Raw genomic sequence first — 18,404 nt, forward strand, 5'->3', positions numbered from 1 at the left:
GGGGGCGAGAGGGGGTCCGGTGCCGAGGGTTTACTACCGCAGTTACGACGCCGAGGTCACCGACCAGCTGTTCATCCGCAACCCGGGTGGACAGCCGGAACGGTTCGCCATCGCGGAGATCGCCGATTTCTCGCTGACCCGGCTGGATCAGCCGTGGTGGCGGCTGCCGCACCGGAAGCCGTCCTATCGGCTGTCAGCCGATTACCACGGCCGCACGGTCGTGCTGTTCGAGAGCCGCGAGCCGCGCGTCTTCAACATGGTCGTCCGCGCTCTACGTCGCGCTCTGGAGAACCGTCCCCGCGGGTACCACTGACAGGACGGCGACGAGGAAGTCGGCGGAGGGCTGGTACGGGCGCAGGTCCCAGGTGCTGAGCAGCAGGTCGGGCGTGAGGCCGGCGGTGGCCGCGTCGGCGAGGAACTCGTCGAATCCATACCCCCGCCCGGCCCCGAACCCGACGACCGCGCGCCCGCCCTCGGCCAGGTGCGCTCCGAACCGGCGCAGGATCTCGCCCCGGGTGGACGGGGCGGCGAACGTCATCACGTTGCCCGCGCAGACGATCACGTCGAACCGCTCCCCCAGGTCGAGCCCACTGAGGTCGCCGACCTCCCAGCGGGAGCCGGGATGCTGCTCCCGCGCCTCGGCGATGAGCCGGGGGTCGAGGTCGACACCGGTCACCCGGTGGCCCGCCGCCGCCAGGTGGCCGCCGACCCGGCCGGTGCCGCAGCCGGCGTCGAGGATCCGCGATGCCCGCGGCACCATCGCGTCGATCATCCGGGCCTCGCCGGCGAGGTCCTCGCCGCGCGCCGCCATCTGCCGGAACCGGTCGATGTACCACTGCGAGTGTCCCGGGTCCTCGGCGATCTTCTGGAGCCAGAGGTTGTCGCTGATCATCGCTTCACGGTAGCCACCGGTGCGGCGTGACGCGCATCGCGGGTCGCGTTCCGCACGGCGGCCGGGGTGGGCGGGGCGGCCGGGGCGGGGGTGCGGCGGCCACGGTAGACGACGTAGGGGCGCCAGAGGTACGCCAGCGGCGCCGACCACACGTGCACGAGTCGGGTGAACGGCCACAGCGCCAGGAACAGGAACCCGCCGATCGCGTGCAGCTGGAACACCAGCGGGGCGCCGGTCATCAGGGCCGGGTCGGGCCGGAACCAGAAGATGCCACGGAACCAGACCGCGATCGTCTCCCGGTAGTCGTATCCGTCGCCGAACAGGTTGATCACGACGGTGCCGCTCATGCCGAGCACGACCATCGCGGTCAGCGCCGCGTACAGGATCCGGTCCATGGTGGTGGTGACCCGCCGGATCCGGCCGGAGACGAACCGCCGCGCGATCAGCAGGGCCAGGCCGGCGACCAGCATGACACCGGTGATCGTGCCGCCGGTGACGGACACCAGGTGGTAGGCGTGCTCGGAGATCCCCACGGCCCCGGTGAGCGAGGCGGGGACGAGCAGTCCCATCGCGTGCCCGCCGATCACCCCGAAGGCGCCCAGGTGGAACAGCGGCGATCCGAGCCGCAGCAGCCGGTTCTCCAGGAGCTGGCTGGTGTGGGTGGTCCAGCCGAACTGGTCGTGCCGCCACCGCCAGACGTGCCCGGCCACGAACACGGCGAGGCAGGTGTAGGGCAGCACGATCCAGAGCAGGGCGCTCATCGGGACACCTCCGCGTTTCCGCAGGTGGAGTAGGGGGCGGTGAGGTCGGGGCCGAGACCCACGGTCTCGACCGGCGGGCCGTCGACGGCCAGCGCGGCGATGGCGGCGCGGTCGGCGGCGGTGAGTGGCGGCAGGGCGTCACAGATCAGATCGAGGACCTGGGCGTACGGGGACCGCGTCTCGTGCAGGGCCGACCGCAGCAGTTCGATCCCCTGCCGGTGCTGGCGCAGCGGGGCCTCCCCGTCGCCGGGCCCGGCCGATGCCGCGAACTCCAGCACGACCGGCAGCAGGTCGGGCAGTTCCCCGTCGGCCAGCCGCAGCCCGTGTGCGCGGTACCGCTGTTTGAGCATGAGCAGCGCCATCCCGCGTTTGCGGGTGTCGCCGTGCAGGTGGTAGGTGAGGTGGAGACCGGACCGGCGGCGCAGGTCGAACGTCTGCACGTAATGCCGCTGCACCTCGATCAGCGGCGTGGTGAGCAGCCAGTCCAGGAAGTCGCCGAGAACGCCGGCGGAGGCGGCCCGCAGTTCGCCGCCGGCCTCGACGAGTTCCCGGTCCGGATAGGTGAGCAGCAGGGACGTCAACTGGAACATCCGGGAGCGGTCCATCACCGGTCCCGCCTGCCGCTGATGGTGACCGGCACCCGGCCGCCCATGCCGGGGCCGCCCTCGCCGTCGAGCGAGCAGCCACCGAGGTCCTCGAGCGCGGCGGCCGTCCGGGCGTGCGCGGCCGGGATGACGTACCGCTCGTCGTACTTGGCGACCGCGAGCAGCCGGTACATGGCCTCGACCTGCTCGGCGGTCATGCCGATGCCGTCGAGCAGGTCGCTCGCGACGGTGCCGTCCAGGGTGCGGGCCCGCATGTAGGCGCGCATCGCGGCGAGCTTCATCAGCACTCCCCCGGCCACCTCGGTGTCGCCGGCGGTGAACAGCGACGCCAGGTACTCGACCGGGATCCGCAGGTCCTGGATGGTGTGGAAGATGTCGTCGGCGTCGGTGTCGTCCCGCCCGGCGGCCCCGGCCGCGTCGAGCACCGGCGACAGCGGCGGCACGTACCAGACCATCGGCAGGGTCCGGTACTCCGGGTGCAGCGGCAGCGCGATCCGGTACTCGCTGATCAGCTTCCAGACCGGCGACGCCGTCGCGGCCTCGATCCAGTCGTCCGGGTGGCCGGCGTCGCGGGCGGCCCGCTGCACCGCGGGGTCGAACGGGTCGAGGAAGACGGCCCGCTGCGCGTCGAGCAGTTCCTCGTCGGGGGCCGAGGCGGCGGCGAGCACGGCGTCCTCGTCGTACCAGAGGATGCCCAGGTAGCGGAGGCGGCCGACGCACGTCTCGGAGCAGATGGTCGGCTGCCCCGCCTCCAGGCGGGGGAAGCAGAGGGTGCACTTCTCGGCCTTGCCGGTGGCGTGGTTGACGTAGACCTTCTTGTACGGGCACGCCGACACGCACATCCGCCAGCCGCGGCAGCGGTCCTGGTCGACCAGGACGATGCCGTCCTCCTCGCGCTTGTACATGGCGCCGGACGGGCAGGCCGAGACGCACGCCGGGTTGAGGCAGTGCTCGCAGATCCGCGGCAGGTGGAACATGAACGTCTTCTCGAACTCGAACGTGACCTTCTCGGTCATGCTCCTCAGGTTCGGGTCCTGATCGGCGGTGTCGCCGCCGAGAGAGTCCTCCCAGTTCGCGCCCCACGCGATGCTCATCGGCTCGCCGGTCAGCCGCGAGTACGGCTTCTTGACGGGGGTGTCCTTCAGCCCGGCCGGCGCGTCGACCAGGACGTCCTTGTCGAAGGTGGCCGGTTCGTAGTAGTCGTCGATGGTCGGCAGGTCCGGGTTCGCGAAGATCCGGGACAGCCGCTTGGCCCGGCCGCCGGACCGCAGGACGAGGCGGCCCCTGCCGTCGAGCTTCCAGCCGCCCTTCCAGCGTTCCTGGTCCTCGTAGTGCTTGGGGTAGCCGATGCCGGGTTTCGTCTCGACGTTGTTGAACCAGACGTACTCGGTGCCCTCCCGGTTGGTCCACGTCTGCTTGCACGTGACCGAGCAGGTGTGGCAGCCGATGCACTTGTCGAGGTTCATCACCATGGCGACCTGCGCTCGGATGCGCATCAGTACTCCACCTCCTGGGTGCGGCGGCGGATCACGGTGATCTCGTCGCGCTGGCTGCCGATCGGGCCGTAGTAGTTGAAGGCGTAGGTGAGCTGGCCGTGCCCGCCGGCCAGGTGGGTCGGTTTGATCAGCAGCCGGGTCATCGAGTTGTGGTAGCCGCCCCGCCTCCTCGTGCCCTCGGCCTTCGGGACGTTCACCGTGCGCTCCGGCGAGTGGTACTGGAAGACGGTGCCCTCGGGCATCCGGTGACTGACCACGGCACGGGCCACCACGACGCCGTTGCGGTTGTGGGCCTCGATCCACTCGTTGTCGCGGACCCCGATCTTCGCGGCGTCCTGGACGCTCATCCAGATCACCGGGCCGCCCCGGGACAGCGCCAGCATCAGCTCGTTGTCGTGGTACATCGAGTGGATCGACCACTTGGCGTGCGGGGTCAGGAACCGGACCGTCACACCGCCGTCGACCGCCTCGCCCGGCCGGCCGAAGTGGCGGGCCATGTTCAGCGGCGGCCGGAAGCCGGGCAGTTGCTCACCGAGCTCGGCGACCCAGTCGTGCTCGACGAAGAAGTGCTGCCGGCCGGTGATCGTGTGCCACGGCTTCAGCCGCTCCACGTTGATCGTGAACGGGGAGTAGCGGCGGCCGCCCTTCTCCGACCCGGACCACTCCGGGCTGGTGAACACCGGTTGCGGTTTCTCCTGTGTCTGGGCGTACGTGATCCGGTCGTTCTCGTGGCCCTCGATGTAGTCGGTGAACCTCTGACCGGTGCGCTGCTCCAACTGGACGAATCCGGCATGGGCCAGCCGCCCGTTGGTGGTTCCGGAGAAGGCCAGGATGGCCTCGCACATCCGGTCGGCCGTGGCGAGGGACGGGCGGCCGTCGATCACACCGTTCTGACGCTTCAGATAGGAGATCTCCGGCTTCACATCGACGGTGATGGCTTTGGTGGTCGTGCCGAGCTCGTCCATCAGCGGCCCGACCGTGCGCATCTTCGCGCCGATCAGGGTGTAATCCCGCTCGATCGTGATCAGCTTCGGCATGGTCCGGCCGGGAGTGGGCGCGCACTCGCCGAACTTCCAGTCCCGCACCCGGCCGCCCGGCATGGCCAGCTCGTCCGGGGTGTCGTGCTGCAGCGGCGCGGCCAGCACGTCGGTGCGGGCGCCCAGGTGGGTCTCCGCCAGCTCGCTGACCTTGTCGGCCAGGGCGAGGAACGTGTCGTAGTCGGTGTGCGCGTCCGGCGGCGGCGGGACGGCCGGGCTGAACGCGTGCACGAACGGGTGCATGTCGGTGGTGGAGATGTCGTGCTTCTCGTACCAGGTGGCGGCCGGCAGGACCAGGTCGGCGTGCAGGCCGGTGTTGGTCATCCGGAAGTCGATCGCGGTGAGCAGGTCCAGCTTGCCGACCGGCGCCTCGTCCCGCCAGGTCACGTCCCGCGGCCGGCTTCCCGGGTCGCACTCGCTCGCGCCGGCCAGGGAGGAGACTCCGAGCAGGTGCCGCATGAAGTACTCGTTGCCCTTGCCGGACGAGCCGAGCAGGTTGGCCCGCCACAGGGTCAGGCAGCGGGGGAAGTTCGCGGGATCGTCCGGGTCCTCGGCCACCGGGCGCAGTTCGCCTGATCGGAGCTGCTTGACGATGTAGTCCTGCGGTGTCTCACCCGCCGCCTTCGCCTCGTCCGCGAGATCCAGAGGGTTGCGGTTGAAGAAGGGGTGGCCCGGGCTCCAACCCATCCGCTGCGCGGCCGCGACCGTGTCCGCGAACGCCATGCCCCGGAAGCGGCCGGTGCCCAGCGGGGACGCCAGCTCGTCGGCCGGGATCCGCTCGTACCGCCACTGGTCGGTGTGCAGATACCAGAACGGGGTGGACGCCTGGTGCCGCATCGGCCGCTGCCAGTCGAAGGCGAAGCTCATGTGCTGCTGGCCGGTGATCGGCCGGGCCTTCTCCTGGCCGACGTAGTGCGCCCAGCCGCCGCCGTTGACACCCTGGCAGCCGGTCAGCGTGACCAGCGAGATGAACGCGCGGTACGTCATGTCGGAGTGGAACCACTGGTTGGCGCCGGCCCCGAGGACGATCATCGAACGGCCGTGGCTGCGTTCGGCGTTGCGGGCGAACTCCCGGCCGATCCGGGCGGCCAGCTTCGCGTCGACGCCGGTGATCTTCTCCTGCCAGGCCGGGGTGTTCGGCGAGGCCGCGTCGTCGTAGCCCGCGGGCCACTCGCCGGGCAGGTCGCCGCGCTTGACCCCGTACGTCGCCATGACCAGGTCGAAGACCGTGGTGACCAGGTGCTCGCCGATCCGCCGGACCCGGACGCCGCGACGGATCGTGGCGCCGCCCTCGGTGTCACCGACGTCGAAACGGGCCATCTCGATCTCGACCGCCTCGTCACCGTCGATGCCGAGCGCCGGGACGACGTCACCGAGGTCGAGGTTCCACCTGCCCGGCTCGCCGTACCGGTAGCCGAGCGAGCCGTTGGGCACGACCGGCTCGCCCGTCGCCTGGTCGATCAGCACCGTCTTGTGCTCGCCGTCCTCGTGCCCGAGGTCGGCGGCGGTCAGGAAGCGGTCCGCTTTCCCGTCCACGACGGTGACCAGGAACGGGAGGTCAGTATATTTACGGACATAATCAGTGAAGTACGGGGTCTCCCGGTCCCGGAAGAACTCGGTCAGGATCACGTGGCCCATCGCCATCGCCAGCGCGCCGTCCGTCCCCGGATGCGGCGCCAGCCAGTCGTCGGCGAACTTGACGTTGTCCGCGTAGTCCGGGCTCACCGCCACGACCTTCGTGCCCTTGTACCGGGCCTCGGCCAGGAAGTGCGCGTCCGGGGTGCGCGTCACCGGGATGTTCGAGCCCCACATCATCAGGTAGGTGGCGTTCCACCAGTCGCCCGCCTCCGGCACGTCCGTCTGGTCGCCCCAGATCTGCGGCGACGCGATCGGCAGGTCCGCGTACCAGTCGTAGAAGCTGAGCAGCGTGCCGCCGAGCAGCGCGTGATAGCGGGTCCCGGCCGCGAACGACGCCATCGACATCGCCGGGATCGGCGAGAACCCGACGACCCGGTCCGGCCCGTACACCTTGGTGGTGTAGACGTGCGCCGCCGCCATCAGCTCGATCGCCTCGTCCCACGACGCGCGCACGAACCCGCCCCGCCCGCGCTGGGTCTTGTAGGCCATCGCCTTCAGCGGCGTCTCCACGATCTCGGCCCACGCGGCGACCGGGTCACCCAGGCGCTGCCGCGCCTCACGGAACATCTCGGCCAGGACCCCGCGGAGGTACGGGTGACGTACACGGCTCGGCGAATACTCGTACCAGGAGAAGCTCGCCCCTCGCGGGCAGCCCCGCGGCTCGTAGTCGGGCGCGTCCGGCCCGCTCTCCGGATAGTCGGTGGCCTGGTGCTCCCAGGTGATCAGGTCGTCCTTGACGAACACGTTCCACGAGCAGGAGCCGGTGCAGTTGACCCCGTGGGTGGAGCGGACCACCCGGTCGTAACTCCAGCGGTCACGGTAGAACGCGTCCCACTCGCTGTCGTCGATCCGGTGCAGGGTACGGCCGTGGTCGCCGACCGTCGCACGGGTGAGGAAGCGTCGTGCGCCCAGCAGAGGGGCGGGCCCGGGATCCAGTGACACGGTGGTTTCCTTCGCCGTGGAGCAGCCGCCCGGGCGGTCGCCCGGTGCTCCTTCACCCTTGCCGATCTTCGCCCCGGCCCACCTGAGCCGGCGGTCCCGCATGTCCCGGGACTTTGGTCCCGCCCTGACGAGCGCCCCGGGCATAGAGCGCGACCAGTTCGGCGCCGATGCGGGCGAGTTCCGCCCGTACCTCCGGCGGGTCGAGGACCTCGACGGCCGCGCCCCACCCGGAGAGGGTGCGGGCGAGATCGCGGGCGTTCGGGGCGCCCACCCGGACCCGGGCCCGGCCGCCGGTGAGCGGCTCCACCACGTGGCAGTGCCGGCCGAAGTGGTCCCGCAGCACCCAGACGAACCGTTCCTCGATCAGCACTGTCGCCCAGGTCCGGGCACGCCGGGCCTCGACCTCGCCGACGACCTGCTCCCAGGCTTCGTCGAGGGAGAAGTCCACCGGCCGTTCGAAGCCCCGGCCGGTGATCGTCACCTCGGCCATCCGGTCCACCCGGAAGGTCCGCTGCCCTCGCGGCGTGCCGGCGACCAGGTAGAACACGTCGTCCTTGCCGACCACACCCCACGGATCGGCCTCCCGATCCGCCTCCCGGTAGGTGAAGCGGATCCGGCGCCGCCGGACCACCGCGTCCTGGAGCACGCCGACGATCGCGGGTGGCCGCCGTTCCCGTTCACCCCAGCCGGACGGGTCGATCAGCGTCGCCTCGGCAGCCGCCCGCGCGTCGGTGCGAAACGGCTCGGGCAGCGCCCGGAGCAGTTTGCGCAGCGCCGTCCGCGCCTGGACGGAGACCGCGGCCGGACCGGCGAGCAGGAACAACGCCTGTGCTTCGGCCTCCGACAGCCCGGTCAGGTCGGTTCGTGCCCCGCCGACCAGCGACCAGCCGCCATGCCGGCCCGGCTGCGGATAGACCGGCACCCCCGCCGCGGACAGGGCCTCCAGGTCCCGGCGTGCGGTCGCCACCGAGACCTCCAGCTCGGCGGCGACCTCCGCGGCGGTGACCCGGCCACGGGACTGCATGAACAGGAGGGTGGCGACGAGCCGGTCCGCGCGCATGCCCTCAGATTGGCAGGGAAAGTGCTCAGAAGGTGAGCACTTAACGCGGAAACATGGGTTCCCTCAGGTCGGCAACGAGAGGGATGACGACGATGCTTCGCGGATTCACCACTGTCACGTTCTTCGCCGGCGACATGGCCGCGGCCCGGGAGTGGTACACGGCCGTCTTCGGCGCCGAGCCGTACTTCGTCCGGGAGGCCGGCGGCGAGCTCGCCTACCTGGAGTGGCGGGCGGGCGATCACCAGCACGAGCTCGGGGTGCTCAGCAGCCGTTTCGCACCGCATCAGCCGGCCGGGCGGCCGGCCGGGGCGGTGATCTACTGGGCGGTCGACGACGTCGAGGCCGCGTACCGGCGCCTGCTCTCGCTCGGCGCCACCCCGCACGACGAGCCGACCGAGCGTGGCCCCGGGTACGTCACCGCCTCGGTCACCGACCCGTTCGGCAACATCCTCGGCGTGATGTTCAACCAGCACTACCTCGACGTGCTGGCCGGGGCCTGACCGGGCGGGCTTGCGATGGGGGCGGTGGCGGCGCATAACGTTCGGGCATGCCTGAGATCCGCCAGTACCGGCGTGCCGACCGTGCCGCCCTCTACGACATCTGTGTGCGCACCGCCGACGCCGGAGCCGACGCCCGCGGGCTGTACTCCAGCGACGATCTGATGGGCGACCTGTTCGCCGGGCCGTACGCCCAGCTGGAGCCGGAGCTGGCCTTCGTGCTCGACGACGGTGGCGACGTCGCCGGGTACGTGGTCGGGACGGCGGACACCGCCCGGTTCGCCCGGCGGTACCGCGACGAGTGGATCCCGCTGCTCGGCGACCGTTATCCGGTGCCGCCGCCCCCGCCGCGCAGCCCCGAGCAGGACATGATCGCGTTGCACCACGACCCGGAGCGGATGCTGGTGCCCGGCCTGGACGGCCATCCGGCGCACCTGCACATCGACCTGCTGCCGCCGTGGCAGGGCCGCGGTTTCGGCCGCCGGCTGATCGGGCGTTTCCTGGCGGTGGTGGACGCGCCGGGCGTCCACGTCGGCATGGTCACCGCGAACGTGAAGGCCCGCGGCTTCTACGACCGGCTGGGTTTCACCGAGCTGCCGGTCCCGGACCCGGGGCCGCTCACCTACCTCGGCATCCGGACGGAGGGCCGCGCGCCTCACTGAGCGTCGCGACGGCCGGGCTCCGGCAGCAGCGCACGGGCCAGCCGGTCGAGCGCCGCCGCGATCTGCCGCCGGTCCAGGCCGTGGCGGCGCTGATGCTGGTACAGCTCGGGGGCCAGCGGCGCCAGCAGGATGTCGACGAGGGGTTCCGGGTCGGGCACGCCGGCGGCGCGCAGGAGCACACGGACGTGCAGGCGCCAGAACTCGTACGCCCCGGTGCGGAACCGGGCCGCGCCGGTCTCGCCGCTGAGCGCCAGCGGCAGATGCTCGTCGAGCAGGTCCAGCATGGCCGCGTAGAAGGCGGCCAGCCGGTCCGCCGGCGCCGCGCCGGGGCCGAGCGGCGGCGGGCCGCTGATCAGCTGCTCCTGAAGGCTACGGTCGTGCTCGTCGAGCAGGGCGACCGCGACGGCGGCCGGATCACGGTAGCGCCGGTAGAGGGTCGCCCGGCCGACTCCGGCGGCGGCCGCGATGTCCTCCATCGTGACGGTCCGCGGGTCCCGTTCCCGGTACAGCCGCCGGGCCGCGTCGAGCACCCGCTCCCGGTTGCGGGCGGCGTCGGCGCGCTCCCGGACCGGCCGGCCGGCGTGCGGCACGACGACCGTGAGCGTCGCCGAGTCTCCTTCACCGGTCCGGTTCGTACCGTCGTCCCCCATGCCGACACCCTACCTTCCCGGCCCACAAGCGAGACTCCATCTCACCTCTGTCCGGAGGTCGTGGGGTCGACGGCGGCGTCGGCGCGGGAGGTGGTCTAGCGTGTCAGCCACTCGCCCATCGTTCGCCCATCCGTTCGCCCATCCGTTCGCGCGGGAGGAACCCATGTCCGGAGCCGGACTCGCCCGACTGAGCTCGATCTACCGCCAGGGTGTGCTGGGCCGGCGGCCCGTGGTGCCGGCCGACTTCGCCGAACTGGAACGGCGTGCCCGGCGGGCCAGCAGCGCACGGGCCTGGGCGTACGTCGCCGGCGGCGCCGGTGAGGGCCGGACCATGCGGCGCAACCGGGAGGCGTTCGGCAGATGGGCGATCGTGCCGCGGATGGCGTCCGGCGCGGTGGACCGGGACCTGTCGGTGCGGTTGCTGGGCGCCCGGCACGGCACGCCGCTGCTGCTCGCGCCGGTGGGGGCGGGCGCGCTGATGGGGGCGGACAGCGACGTGAAGATCGCCCGGGCGGCCGCCGCGACCGGCACCACGTACGTCTTCTCCAATCAGGGCTGCAATCCGATGGAGGAGTGCGCGGCGGCGATGGGCGACGCGTCCCGGTGGTTCCAGCTGTACTGGAGCAAGGACGAGGGCCTGGTCGACAGCCTGATCGCGCGAGCCGAGGCGGCCGGCGCGGGCGCGCTCGTCGTCACCCTGGACACGACGGTGCTGGGCTGGCGGCCGCAGGATCTGAACCTGGGATCGCTGCCGTTCAGCCGGGGTGAGGGGATCGCGCAGTACACGTCGGACCCGCGGTTCCGGGAGATCGCGGCGGCCCGCCCGGCGCAGCCGGCCGGGGAGGTGACCCTGGGCGCGATCCGCACCCTGCTGGCGATGACCCGCAACCATCCCGGCGGGTTCTGGAACAACCTGCGCTCCCCCGCCCCGCGGGCGTCGGTGGAGACGTTCCTCGACATCTACTCCAACCCCGGCCTGAGCTGGGATCATCTGGCGACGCTGCGGGACCGGACCCGACTCCCGGTGGTGCTCAAGGGCATCCTGCACCCGGACGACGCCCGCCGCGCCTTCGACCTGGGCGCCGACGCGGTGGTGGTGTCCAATCACGGCGGCCGCCAGATCGACAACGCGATCGCCTCCCTCGACGCCCTGGTCACCATCCGGGACGCGCTCGGCCCGGATCCGGTGCTGCTGTTCGACAGCGGCATCCGCACCGGCGCCGACGTCTTCACCGCCCTCGCGCTGGGCGCGAACGCGGTACTGCTGGGCCGCCCCTACATGTACGGCCTGGCGCTCGCCGGTCAGCGCGGCGTCGAGGACGTGATCACCAACGTGGTCGCCGAACTGGATCTGACCATGGCGCTGGCCGGCACCCCGGACATCGCCGCGATCACCCGGAGTGCACTGGCCGCCGCCTGACCAGCCCGATCGCGCCCGCGGCGGCCGCGACGAAGACGGCCAGCGCCACCGGGATCCACAGCGCGGCGGACAGCCCGACCGCCGTGGCCGCCGCCCCGATGGCGACCGGCCCGAGCAGGAACCCGGCATAGCCGATGCTCACCACGGTGGACAGCGCACGCCCGGCCCGCTGCGGATCCGCGGCCGCCGCGGCCGAGAAGAACTGCGGAGCGACGCACGACAGGCCCAGCCCGAGCAGCCCGAACCCGAGGACGCCCGCCACCGGGTGCCCGATCAGCAGGGCGACGCCGAGCCCGGCCGCCGCGATCAGACCGCTGGCCCGGACCAGCGGCACCGGGCCGAACCTGACGGCGGCCCGGTCGCCGAACACCCGGCCGGCGGTCATCATGATCGCGAAGGCGGCGTAACCCCATGCCGCGAACGCCTCGGACGTGCCCAGCCCGTCGCGCAGGTAGACGGCGCTCCAGTCGGCCGCGGCCCCCTCGCCCACCAGCGTGCAGAGCACCACCATCCCGAAGAAGACCAGCAGCAGCGACCGGCCGCCCGGCCCCGCCCCGGCCGGTGCGGCCGGGGCCGGCGCCGACGGCAGCACCCACCGGGCGGCCAGGCCGGCCAGCACGAACACCGCGAGCCCCACCGTGGCCAGGGTGGCGCCGACGCTCACGCCGGAGTGCGCGAACAGGCTGCCGATGACGGCCCCGAGGAAGCCGCCGATGCTGTAGATCGCGTGGAACGACGACATCACCGGCCGCTCCATGGCCCGCTCGATCTCGGCGGCGTTCGCGTTCATCGCGATGTTGAGCGTGCCGTGCACGGCGCCGAACACGAACAACGCCACGCAGAGCGTCACCAGGCCGCCGGCCAGCCCGGGCGGCACCAGCAGCAGGCCCTCCAGCAGCGCGGCCGGCACGAGCACCCGCGAACTGCCGAACCGGTCGGTGAGGCGGCCGATCAGCGCCATCCCGGTGATGCAGCCGGCGGCGAAGGCCAGCAGCGCGACGCTGAGCCGCCCGTCGCTGAGAGCGAGGCCCTCTTTCACCGCGGGGATGCGCGCGGTCCACACCCCGAGGACGGCGCCGAACACGGCGAAGACGAGGGAGGTGGCGATCCGGCCACGGCGCACGGGATCCATACCGGGCACAGTAGACGGAATCTCTGACACTTTCGGCCCGCGAGGTGCTCTTGTACGATCGTACTTGTACATCCGTACAAGAAAAGATCGAAGGCTCTCCGTGCATTACCTCTTCCTGGCCGGTGCCATCGCCGCCGAGCTGTTCGCCACCAGCCTGATGAAATCCACCGAGGGTTTCACCCGCCTCTGGCCGACGCTGACCGTGCTGGCCGCCTACGGCACGTCGTTCGTGCTGCTCAGTCAGGCGGTCAAGCAGATCGAGGTGGGTGTCGCCTACGCGATCTGGTCCGGGGTGGGCACCGCCGCGATCGTCGCGATCGGCGCGGCCTTCCTCGGCGAGCCGCTGACCGCCGTCAAGGTCGGCGGGATCGCCCTCATCATCGCCGGAGTGGTCGTGCTCAACCTGACCGGCGGCGGATCCCATTGACCGCACGCCGCCCTCAGCGGGCCCGCGATCCGGAGGCCCGCCGCGCCGCCCTGGCCTCGGCCGCCATGGAGGTCATCGCCGAGTGCGGCGTCGGCCGCACCACGCACCGGGCCGTCGCCGCCCGCGCGGGCCTGCCGCTCGGTGCGACCACCTACTACTTCCCCACCCTCGACGATCTGATCGCGGCCGGCCTGCGGCACGCGCTGGACACCATGCGGGCCGACATGCAGGCGTGGGACGTGCGGTTGCGGGCCGCCCCGGACATGCCGGAGGCGCTCACCACGCTGGTCCAGGAGTACCTGACCGACCGCCGCCAGGTCCGCCTGGAGTACGAGCTGTTCGTCGCCGCCGCCCGCGACACCACGCTGCGCCCCATCGCCGAGGCGTGGATGGCCGGCCTCCCCGCGATCGTCGAGGACACCTACGGCCACGAGGCGGCCCACGACATCTGCGCTCTGCTCGACGGCGTCATCCTGCAGGCCATGGTCACCGGCAGCGAGCTGGACGCGCCCCGGCTCACCGCCGCCCTCCGCAAGCTGACCTCCTCCAGACCCTTCGTCCGCGGTACGCCGTGAGTCGCCCCCGCCGCCAGATCGCCCTGCTCGACGAGGTCTGCGCCGGGCGGGAACCGGGACCCGGGAACGCTCGCCCGCCTGGTCGTCCTCGGGTACGGGGCGAACGCCCGCTCGACTCGATCGAGGCCTTCCACGACTGCGCCGGCCGCTACGCCGCACTCGGCGTCACCACCCTCGCCGTCCTGTGGCCCCGCGGTGCACACGCCGCCCGGCGGCTCGCCGTCCTGGAGGAGGCCGCCGGCGGCTACGGCTCGATCAGTCCGGCGCGGATCCCGGTGGCGTGAGATTTCCCGCCCGGCCGCGACTTGAAGATCGAACAGGTGATCGACTACCGTCTCGCTCTGTGAATCTTGTGAAGGTTGCTTCCGCCGTCCTGCTCGGCGTTTCGATGATGGGCCTGGCCGCCTGTGGCGAGGAGGAGAAGTCGTCCTCGACCGCCACCGGCGCGGGCGCCACCTCCGCCGCCGCTCCGGCCGCCGAGGCCACCTCGGCCGCTCCCGCCGCCACCGCCGTGGCCGCCGGCCCGGCCCCGTCCGACAAGGACCTCTGCACGGCCGCCGAGAAGGCCAACGTCGCCTTCAAGAAGTCCGCCATGGACCTCATTCAGAAGACCGGCGGGGAGATCCCGCCCGCCCAGGCCGGGAAGATGCTCACCGACCTCGCCGCCGGCCTGACCGAGGCCGCCGGAAGCTCGACGACGAAGGCGGCCGCCACCGTCAAGGTCATCGCGACTCAGATGACCACCGCCGCCGGCGCCGCCGACCCGATCACCGCCGGCGACACCCCGGAGGCGACTAAGACCGGCAAGGAGTTCAACGCGGCCTGCAAGGCGGCCGGCGTCACGACCCACTTCTGATCCGTTCGGTGATGTCCCCGGTGCGTCGCACGCACCGGGGACGCCACCCGTTCAGGGGTTCGCGAACAGCGGAGTGCTCAGATACCGCTCGCCGGTGTCCGGCAGGACCACCACGACGGTGCGCCCGACGTTCTCCGCCCGCCAGGCCAGCTCCCGCGCGGCGTGCAGCGCGGCGCCGCTGGACACCCCGGCGAGGATCCCCTCGGTGCGGGCCAGCTGCCGCGCCGCCTCCCGGGCCTGCTCCACGGTCACCCGGACGACCTCGTCGTAGATGGTCGGGTCGAGCACCTCGGGCACGAACCCGGCCCCGATGCCCTGGATCCCGTGCGGCCCCGACACCCCGCCGGACAGCACCGGCGACTCGTCCGGCTCGACCGCGTAGACCCGCAGCTCCGGCTGTTTCTCCTTGAGGATCTGGCCGACCCCGGTGAGGGTGCCGCCGGTGCCGACGCCGCCGACGAACAGGTCGATCCGGCCGTCCGTGTCGTTCCAGATCTCCAGGGCGGTGGTACGCCGGTGCATGTCCGGGTTGGCCGGGTTGTCGAACTGCATCGGCAGCCACGCCCGCTGCTCCTCGGCGATCTCCAGGGCCTTCGCCACGGCGCCCTTCATGCCCTCCGCCGCGGGGGTGAGGACCAGCTTCGCGCCGTACGCCAGCAGCAGCGCCCGCCGCTCCGCGCTCATGCTGTCCGGCATCGTGAGGGTCAGGCGGTAGCCGCGCGCCGCCGCCACCAGGGCCAGCCCGATGCCGGTGTTCCCGCTGGTCGCCTCGACGATGGCGGAACCGGGGCGGAGTTCCTCGGTGGCCTCGGCGGCCTCGATCATGGCGAGGGCGATCCGGTCCTTGACGCTGCCGCCCGGGTTGGCGGACTCGAGTTTGGCGACCAGCTTGGCCGGCAGACCGGGCTCGAACCGGGACAACCGCACCATCGGGGTCCGGCCGATCAACTCGGTGACGTCGTTGTAGATCATGTCCTCGCTCCAGGGTTGGCGCCGGCGGTTGCTGTGAGAGTCGGCATATCAGAGGTCGTCGGGGAGTTCTCGGGCGGGCCGGAGGCGGGGACGGGCTCGGCGGCCGGAGCGCGGAGGCGGGCTCCGGCCGGAACGTCGGACACGACCAGAGCGAGCGCGCCGATCTCGGCGTCGTCGCCGATGCGCACCGGGCCGAGGACGGTGGCCCCGACGCCCAGCATGACGCGATCACCCACCTCGGGGTGCCGGCGGCTGCCCTTGGCGTCCCGCTGCCAGCCGCGCCCGCCGAGGGTGACCTGGTGGTACATGGTGACGTCGTCACCGATCCGGGCCGTCTCACCGATGACGACACCGGATCCGTGGTCGATGAACAGCCGCCTGCCGATCACCGCACCGGGGTGGATCTCGATGCCGGTGAGGAACCGCGTCACCTGGGACAGGAACCGGGGCAGGAACGGGATGCGGGCCCGGTGCAGCAGATGGGCCACCCGATGGCCCCAGAGCGCCCACAGGCCGGGATAGAGCAGCACCTCGGCCACCTTCATCCCGTACAGGGCGGGGTCACGCCGGCAGTAGGCGCGGATGTCTTCCAGCACGGGTCTTCCTCGGGTGATGAGCGGGGACGGCGCCGGCCCGGGGCGGGCCGACCGTGCCACCCACGGGCCGGTGGCGGCGGGGCGTCAGCCGCTCGGACAGCGCTCGTCGAAGACCCGGCGCACGTGCGGGCCCGCCATCGGCACGGCGAACCGGTAACCGGCCATCCGCCGCTGGGCCTCCCGCTCGTTCATGACGGCAAGGTTAGCCGATCCCGTGACAGGTGTTCAGGGGCTGAAGGGCCCGGCCACCACCGGCGAAAGGACGGGACCTCCGGCCCTGTCCGCGCCACCGGCCGGTCGTGTCATGGTGGCCTGGTGACCACCGTGACAGCCCGCCGCCGTACGGTCCGGCGGTTCGTCCCGCCGCAGCACGGCGCATGGGCGATGCTGCTGCTGCCGTACCTGGCCGGGTTGCTGGTGTCCGGCCCCCGCCGGCTGGATCTGCCGCTGCTGGGCGCCTGGCTGGCCGGTTACCTGCTGTCGTACTACGTGTTCCAGGCGGTCAAGACCCGGCGGTTCACCCGCTTCCGGGCCCAGATCCAGCTGTACGGGCCGATCACCGTGGCGCTGGCGTTCCCCGTCGTCATGGCCGTTCCGGAACTGCTGTGGTTCGCGCCCGCCTACGCCGTCCTGCTCGCCGTCAACGCCTGGTTCGCCTGGCGGCGCAGCGAGCGGGCCCTGCTCAACGACCTCGCCTCGGTCGTGCAGAGCTGCCTCATGGTGCCGATCGTCGCGGTGGTCGCCGGCACCGGGCCGCGCTGGGAGCCGTTCCTGATCGTCCTGCTGTATCTCACCGGGACGGTGCTCTACGTCAAGACCATGATCAGGGAGCGCGGCAGTGTGCCGTACCGTCGCGCCTCGGTCCTCTATCACCTGGCCGCCGTCGCCGCCGCGGCCACAGCCGGTGTCCTCCCCGCGCTGGTCTTCGCTCTGCTGCTGGTCCGGGCGTGGGCGCTGCCGGGCCGCCCACTGACCCCGAAGAGGGTCGGCTTCGTCGAGATCGGGGCGAGCATCCTGGTCCTGGCGGCCGCCGTGCCGGGCTGAGAAGGGCGCCGCCGTCTCAGGCGAGCAGGGCGCGGATGCCGTTCATGTAGAGCTGCCGGTCGACCGTGCCGAGCAGGATGCGCTGCAGGATGTAACCCTGCACCAGGCCGAAGAACGCCGCTCCGACACCGGCCGGATCGGCGTCCGGCGGGAGCTCACCGGCGGCCCGGGCACGCTCGGCCATGCGCACCGCCCGCTCCCGGACCCGCCCGTAGATCTCCGCGACCAGCAGCCCGACCTCGGGATCGTGCACCGCCTCGCCCCACACCTGAACGGCGATCCGCACCGGGCCGTCCTCGTCCACCGAGACGTCCACGATCTCGAGGATCCGCTCGATCACCGTCACGATCGGCGGCATCGGCTCCTGCTCGAGCAGCTGGTCCAGCACCCCGGTGACCGCCGAGATCTTCTCCGTCGCGATCGCGGTGATCAGCTCGTTCTTGCTCTTGAAGTAGCGATAGAAGGCGCCGACCGACAGCCCCGCCTCCTTGATCACGTCCTGCATCGACGTCTGATGGAACCCGTTGCGCACGAAACACCGTGCCGCCGCGTCGAGGATCTGCTGGCGGCGGGCGGCGAGGTGGGCTTCGGAGACGCGTGGCACGCCCAAACCTTAACCAGAGGGGCGCTACGGCTCTCCTGTCCACCCGGCCGACAGCGCGGGCGCCCCCTCGCCCGGGGCGCCGCGCTGTCGGCCGGGGTGTGGGTCAGCGGCCGAGGAGACGGACGATCGAGGCACGCCGCTCCCAGGCGATCCAGGCGAAGACGAGGCACAGGATCACCGGCGTGAGGACCAGCGCGCCGCCGTGCAGGATGAACGCCTGGGTGATCGCCGCACCCACCATGAGCAGCGCCAGTCCGGCGGCGGCGGGACCGGCGAGCCGGGCGACGAGCAGCCCGATGCCGCCGGCCAGTTCCACCACGCCGACGAACAGGCGGAACCAGGTGCCGCCGCCCATGTCGTCGAAGATCTGGACCGCGGTCGCCTCGCCCCACAGCTTGGGGGCGGCCGAGGCGACGATCATGAAGAGGCCGAGGACGATCTGGAAACCCCAGAGGGTACGGTCCAGGACACGGCTCTGCGGGACGGTCACGGTGTGGCTGCTGGTCATGATCTCGATCCTTCGCTCGTACGGGGAAGT

At 71.9% G+C, this 18,404-nt stretch carries 21 protein-coding genes; 9 read left to right on the forward strand and 12 right to left on the reverse strand.

The window, feature by feature from the left end:
* The first annotated feature begins 19 nt into the window (after positions 1 to 19).
* Positions 20 to 313 carry a DUF6232 family protein gene (locus Aut01nite_RS28970; protein WP_043524312.1) on the forward strand — a complete coding sequence of 98 codons (294 nt, stop codon included), beginning with the start codon at positions 20 to 22 and terminating at the stop codon, positions 311 to 313.
* Here Aut01nite_RS28970 and Aut01nite_RS28975 read toward each other — a convergent pair.
* From Aut01nite_RS28975 to Aut01nite_RS29000, 6 genes are all read right to left on the reverse strand, one after another.
* Positions 272 to 892: a class I SAM-dependent methyltransferase gene (locus tag Aut01nite_RS28975; protein WP_043524311.1), complete on the reverse strand. Its 621-nt coding sequence runs from the start codon at positions 890 to 892 to the stop codon at positions 272 to 274. The two genes, Aut01nite_RS28970 and Aut01nite_RS28975, sit on opposite strands and share 42 nt — an antisense overlap.
* The gene (narI, locus tag Aut01nite_RS28980; protein ID WP_043524310.1) at positions 889 to 1,653 is read right to left on the reverse strand and encodes a respiratory nitrate reductase subunit gamma; all 765 of its coding nucleotides are present in this window, start codon (positions 1,651 to 1,653) and stop codon (positions 889 to 891) included. The genes Aut01nite_RS28975 and narI overlap by 4 nt, the downstream gene beginning before the upstream one ends.
* A complete protein-coding gene (gene narJ / locus Aut01nite_RS28985; protein WP_043524308.1) occupies positions 1,650 to 2,258 on the reverse strand; it encodes a nitrate reductase molybdenum cofactor assembly chaperone in 609 nt (202 codons plus the stop codon). The genes narI and narJ overlap by 4 nt, the downstream gene beginning before the upstream one ends.
* On the reverse strand, positions 2,258 to 3,754 hold the full coding sequence (gene narH / locus Aut01nite_RS28990) for a nitrate reductase subunit beta (RefSeq protein ID WP_043524307.1): 1,497 nt from the start codon (positions 3,752 to 3,754) through the stop codon (positions 2,258 to 2,260). Before narH ends, narJ begins: the two co-directional genes overlap by 1 nt.
* On the reverse strand, positions 3,754 to 7,344 hold the full coding sequence (locus tag Aut01nite_RS28995) for a nitrate reductase subunit alpha (protein WP_043524386.1): 3,591 nt from the start codon (positions 7,342 to 7,344) through the stop codon (positions 3,754 to 3,756). The genes narH and Aut01nite_RS28995 overlap by 1 nt, the downstream gene beginning before the upstream one ends.
* 79 nt (positions 7,345 to 7,423) lie before the next feature.
* Positions 7,424 to 8,431 (reverse strand): helix-turn-helix transcriptional regulator, encoded by a 1,008-nt coding sequence (locus tag Aut01nite_RS29000; protein WP_083998764.1) that lies wholly within the window; start codon positions 8,429 to 8,431, stop codon positions 7,424 to 7,426.
* Between the two features lie 92 nt (positions 8,432 to 8,523).
* On the opposite strand from Aut01nite_RS29000, the gene Aut01nite_RS29005 reads away from it, so the two are divergent.
* Together Aut01nite_RS29005 and Aut01nite_RS29010 are read left to right on the forward strand one after the other, a co-directional pair.
* Complete coding sequence (locus tag Aut01nite_RS29005) at positions 8,524 to 8,931, forward strand: VOC family protein (protein ID WP_043524384.1); 408 nt, start codon at positions 8,524 to 8,526, stop codon at positions 8,929 to 8,931.
* A gap of 47 nt (positions 8,932 to 8,978) precedes the next feature.
* A complete protein-coding gene (locus Aut01nite_RS29010; protein ID WP_043524306.1) occupies positions 8,979 to 9,590 on the forward strand; it encodes a GNAT family N-acetyltransferase in 612 nt (203 codons plus the stop codon).
* Here Aut01nite_RS29010 and Aut01nite_RS29015 read toward each other — a convergent pair.
* Positions 9,584 to 10,240, reverse strand: a complete 657-nt coding sequence (locus Aut01nite_RS29015; RefSeq protein WP_052163538.1) for a TetR/AcrR family transcriptional regulator — start codon at positions 10,238 to 10,240, stop codon at positions 9,584 to 9,586. The genes Aut01nite_RS29010 and Aut01nite_RS29015 overlap by 7 nt on opposite strands.
* Before the next feature lie 163 nt (positions 10,241 to 10,403).
* Here Aut01nite_RS29015 and Aut01nite_RS29020 point away from each other — a divergent pair, with 163 nt between their 5' ends.
* A complete protein-coding gene (locus Aut01nite_RS29020) occupies positions 10,404 to 11,660 on the forward strand; it encodes an alpha-hydroxy-acid oxidizing protein (protein WP_043524305.1) in 1,257 nt (418 codons plus the stop codon).
* Here the strand turns inward: Aut01nite_RS29020 and Aut01nite_RS29025 are convergent.
* Complete coding sequence (locus Aut01nite_RS29025; RefSeq protein WP_043524304.1) at positions 11,632 to 12,792, reverse strand: MFS transporter; 1,161 nt, start codon at positions 12,790 to 12,792, stop codon at positions 11,632 to 11,634. The genes Aut01nite_RS29020 and Aut01nite_RS29025 overlap by 29 nt on opposite strands.
* Positions 12,793 to 12,892: 100 nt before the next feature.
* On the opposite strand from Aut01nite_RS29025, the gene Aut01nite_RS29030 reads away from it, so the two are divergent.
* The 4 genes from Aut01nite_RS29030 to Aut01nite_RS29045 are packed head-to-tail and all read left to right on the forward strand — an operon-like array spanning position 12,893 to position 14,650.
* Positions 12,893 to 13,219 (forward strand): DMT family transporter, encoded by a 327-nt coding sequence (locus tag Aut01nite_RS29030; protein WP_043524303.1) that lies wholly within the window; start codon positions 12,893 to 12,895, stop codon positions 13,217 to 13,219.
* The gene (locus Aut01nite_RS29035; protein WP_043524302.1) at positions 13,216 to 13,794 is read left to right on the forward strand and encodes a TetR/AcrR family transcriptional regulator; all 579 of its coding nucleotides are present in this window, start codon (positions 13,216 to 13,218) and stop codon (positions 13,792 to 13,794) included. Before Aut01nite_RS29030 ends, Aut01nite_RS29035 begins: the two co-directional genes overlap by 4 nt.
* Complete coding sequence (locus Aut01nite_RS29040; RefSeq protein WP_043524301.1) at positions 13,791 to 14,078, forward strand: hypothetical protein; 288 nt, start codon at positions 13,791 to 13,793, stop codon at positions 14,076 to 14,078. The genes Aut01nite_RS29035 and Aut01nite_RS29040 overlap by 4 nt, the downstream gene beginning before the upstream one ends.
* Before the next feature lie 59 nt (positions 14,079 to 14,137).
* Positions 14,138 to 14,650, forward strand: coding sequence for a hypothetical protein (locus Aut01nite_RS29045; RefSeq protein ID WP_152628627.1), 513 nt, complete (start codon positions 14,138 to 14,140; stop codon positions 14,648 to 14,650).
* 51 nt (positions 14,651 to 14,701) lie between these two features.
* On the opposite strand, the gene cysK is transcribed toward Aut01nite_RS29045, so the two are convergent.
* Both cysK and epsC read right to left on the reverse strand, forming a co-directional pair.
* Positions 14,702 to 15,622, reverse strand: coding sequence for a cysteine synthase A (gene cysK, locus Aut01nite_RS29050; protein WP_043524298.1), 921 nt, complete (start codon positions 15,620 to 15,622; stop codon positions 14,702 to 14,704).
* The gene (gene epsC, locus Aut01nite_RS29055) at positions 15,619 to 16,218 is read right to left on the reverse strand and encodes a serine O-acetyltransferase EpsC (RefSeq protein WP_063958751.1); all 600 of its coding nucleotides are present in this window, start codon (positions 16,216 to 16,218) and stop codon (positions 15,619 to 15,621) included. Before epsC ends, cysK begins: the two co-directional genes overlap by 4 nt.
* Before the next feature lie 312 nt (positions 16,219 to 16,530).
* Here epsC and Aut01nite_RS43790 point away from each other — a divergent pair, with 312 nt between their 5' ends.
* On the forward strand, positions 16,531 to 17,262 hold the full coding sequence (locus Aut01nite_RS43790) for a YwiC-like family protein (RefSeq protein WP_043524380.1): 732 nt from the start codon (positions 16,531 to 16,533) through the stop codon (positions 17,260 to 17,262).
* 16 nt (positions 17,263 to 17,278) lie between these two features.
* On the opposite strand, the gene Aut01nite_RS29065 is transcribed toward Aut01nite_RS43790, so the two are convergent.
* Positions 17,279 to 17,866 (reverse strand): TetR/AcrR family transcriptional regulator, encoded by a 588-nt coding sequence (locus tag Aut01nite_RS29065; protein WP_043524297.1) that lies wholly within the window; start codon positions 17,864 to 17,866, stop codon positions 17,279 to 17,281.
* 103 nt (positions 17,867 to 17,969) lie between these two features.
* The gene (locus tag Aut01nite_RS29070) at positions 17,970 to 18,374 is read right to left on the reverse strand and encodes a DoxX family protein (protein ID WP_043524296.1); all 405 of its coding nucleotides are present in this window, start codon (positions 18,372 to 18,374) and stop codon (positions 17,970 to 17,972) included.
* Between the last annotated feature and the right edge of the window lie 30 nt (positions 18,375 to 18,404).

The sequence above is a fragment of the Actinoplanes utahensis genome, from assembly GCF_016862455.1.
In the GTDB taxonomy this organism is placed as follows: domain Bacteria; phylum Actinomycetota; class Actinomycetes; order Mycobacteriales; family Micromonosporaceae; genus Actinoplanes; species Actinoplanes utahensis.

What these genes read in the sequence shown, in the direction of transcription:
- Aut01nite_RS28975 (WP_043524311.1), bottom strand. Translation starts at nt 892, where the DNA reads ATGATCAGCGACAACCTCTGGCTCCAGAAGATCGCCGAGGACCCGGGA.
- narI (WP_043524310.1), bottom strand. Translation starts at nt 1,653, where the DNA reads ATGAGCGCCCTGCTCTGGATCGTGCTGCCCTACACCTGCCTCGCCGTG.
- narJ (WP_043524308.1), bottom strand. Translation starts at nt 2,258, where the DNA reads ATGGACCGCTCCCGGATGTTCCAGTTGACGTCCCTGCTGCTCACCTAT.
- narH (WP_043524307.1), bottom strand. Translation starts at nt 3,754, where the DNA reads ATGCGCATCCGAGCGCAGGTCGCCATGGTGATGAACCTCGACAAGTGC.
- Aut01nite_RS29000 (WP_083998764.1), bottom strand. Translation starts at nt 8,431, where the DNA reads ATGCGCGCGGACCGGCTCGTCGCCACCCTCCTGTTCATGCAGTCCCGT.
- Aut01nite_RS29005 (WP_043524384.1), top strand. Translation starts at nt 8,524, where the DNA reads ATGCTTCGCGGATTCACCACTGTCACGTTCTTCGCCGGCGACATGGCC.
- Aut01nite_RS29010 (WP_043524306.1), top strand. Translation starts at nt 8,979, where the DNA reads ATGCCTGAGATCCGCCAGTACCGGCGTGCCGACCGTGCCGCCCTCTAC.
- Aut01nite_RS29015 (WP_052163538.1), bottom strand. Translation starts at nt 10,240, where the DNA reads ATGGGGGACGACGGTACGAACCGGACCGGTGAAGGAGACTCGGCGACG.
- Aut01nite_RS29020 (WP_043524305.1), top strand. Translation starts at nt 10,404, where the DNA reads ATGTCCGGAGCCGGACTCGCCCGACTGAGCTCGATCTACCGCCAGGGT.
- Aut01nite_RS29025 (WP_043524304.1), bottom strand. Translation starts at nt 12,792, where the DNA reads ATGGATCCCGTGCGCCGTGGCCGGATCGCCACCTCCCTCGTCTTCGCC.
- cysK (WP_043524298.1), bottom strand. Translation starts at nt 15,622, where the DNA reads ATGATCTACAACGACGTCACCGAGTTGATCGGCCGGACCCCGATGGTG.
- Aut01nite_RS29070 (WP_043524296.1), bottom strand. Translation starts at nt 18,374, where the DNA reads ATGACCAGCAGCCACACCGTGACCGTCCCGCAGAGCCGTGTCCTGGAC.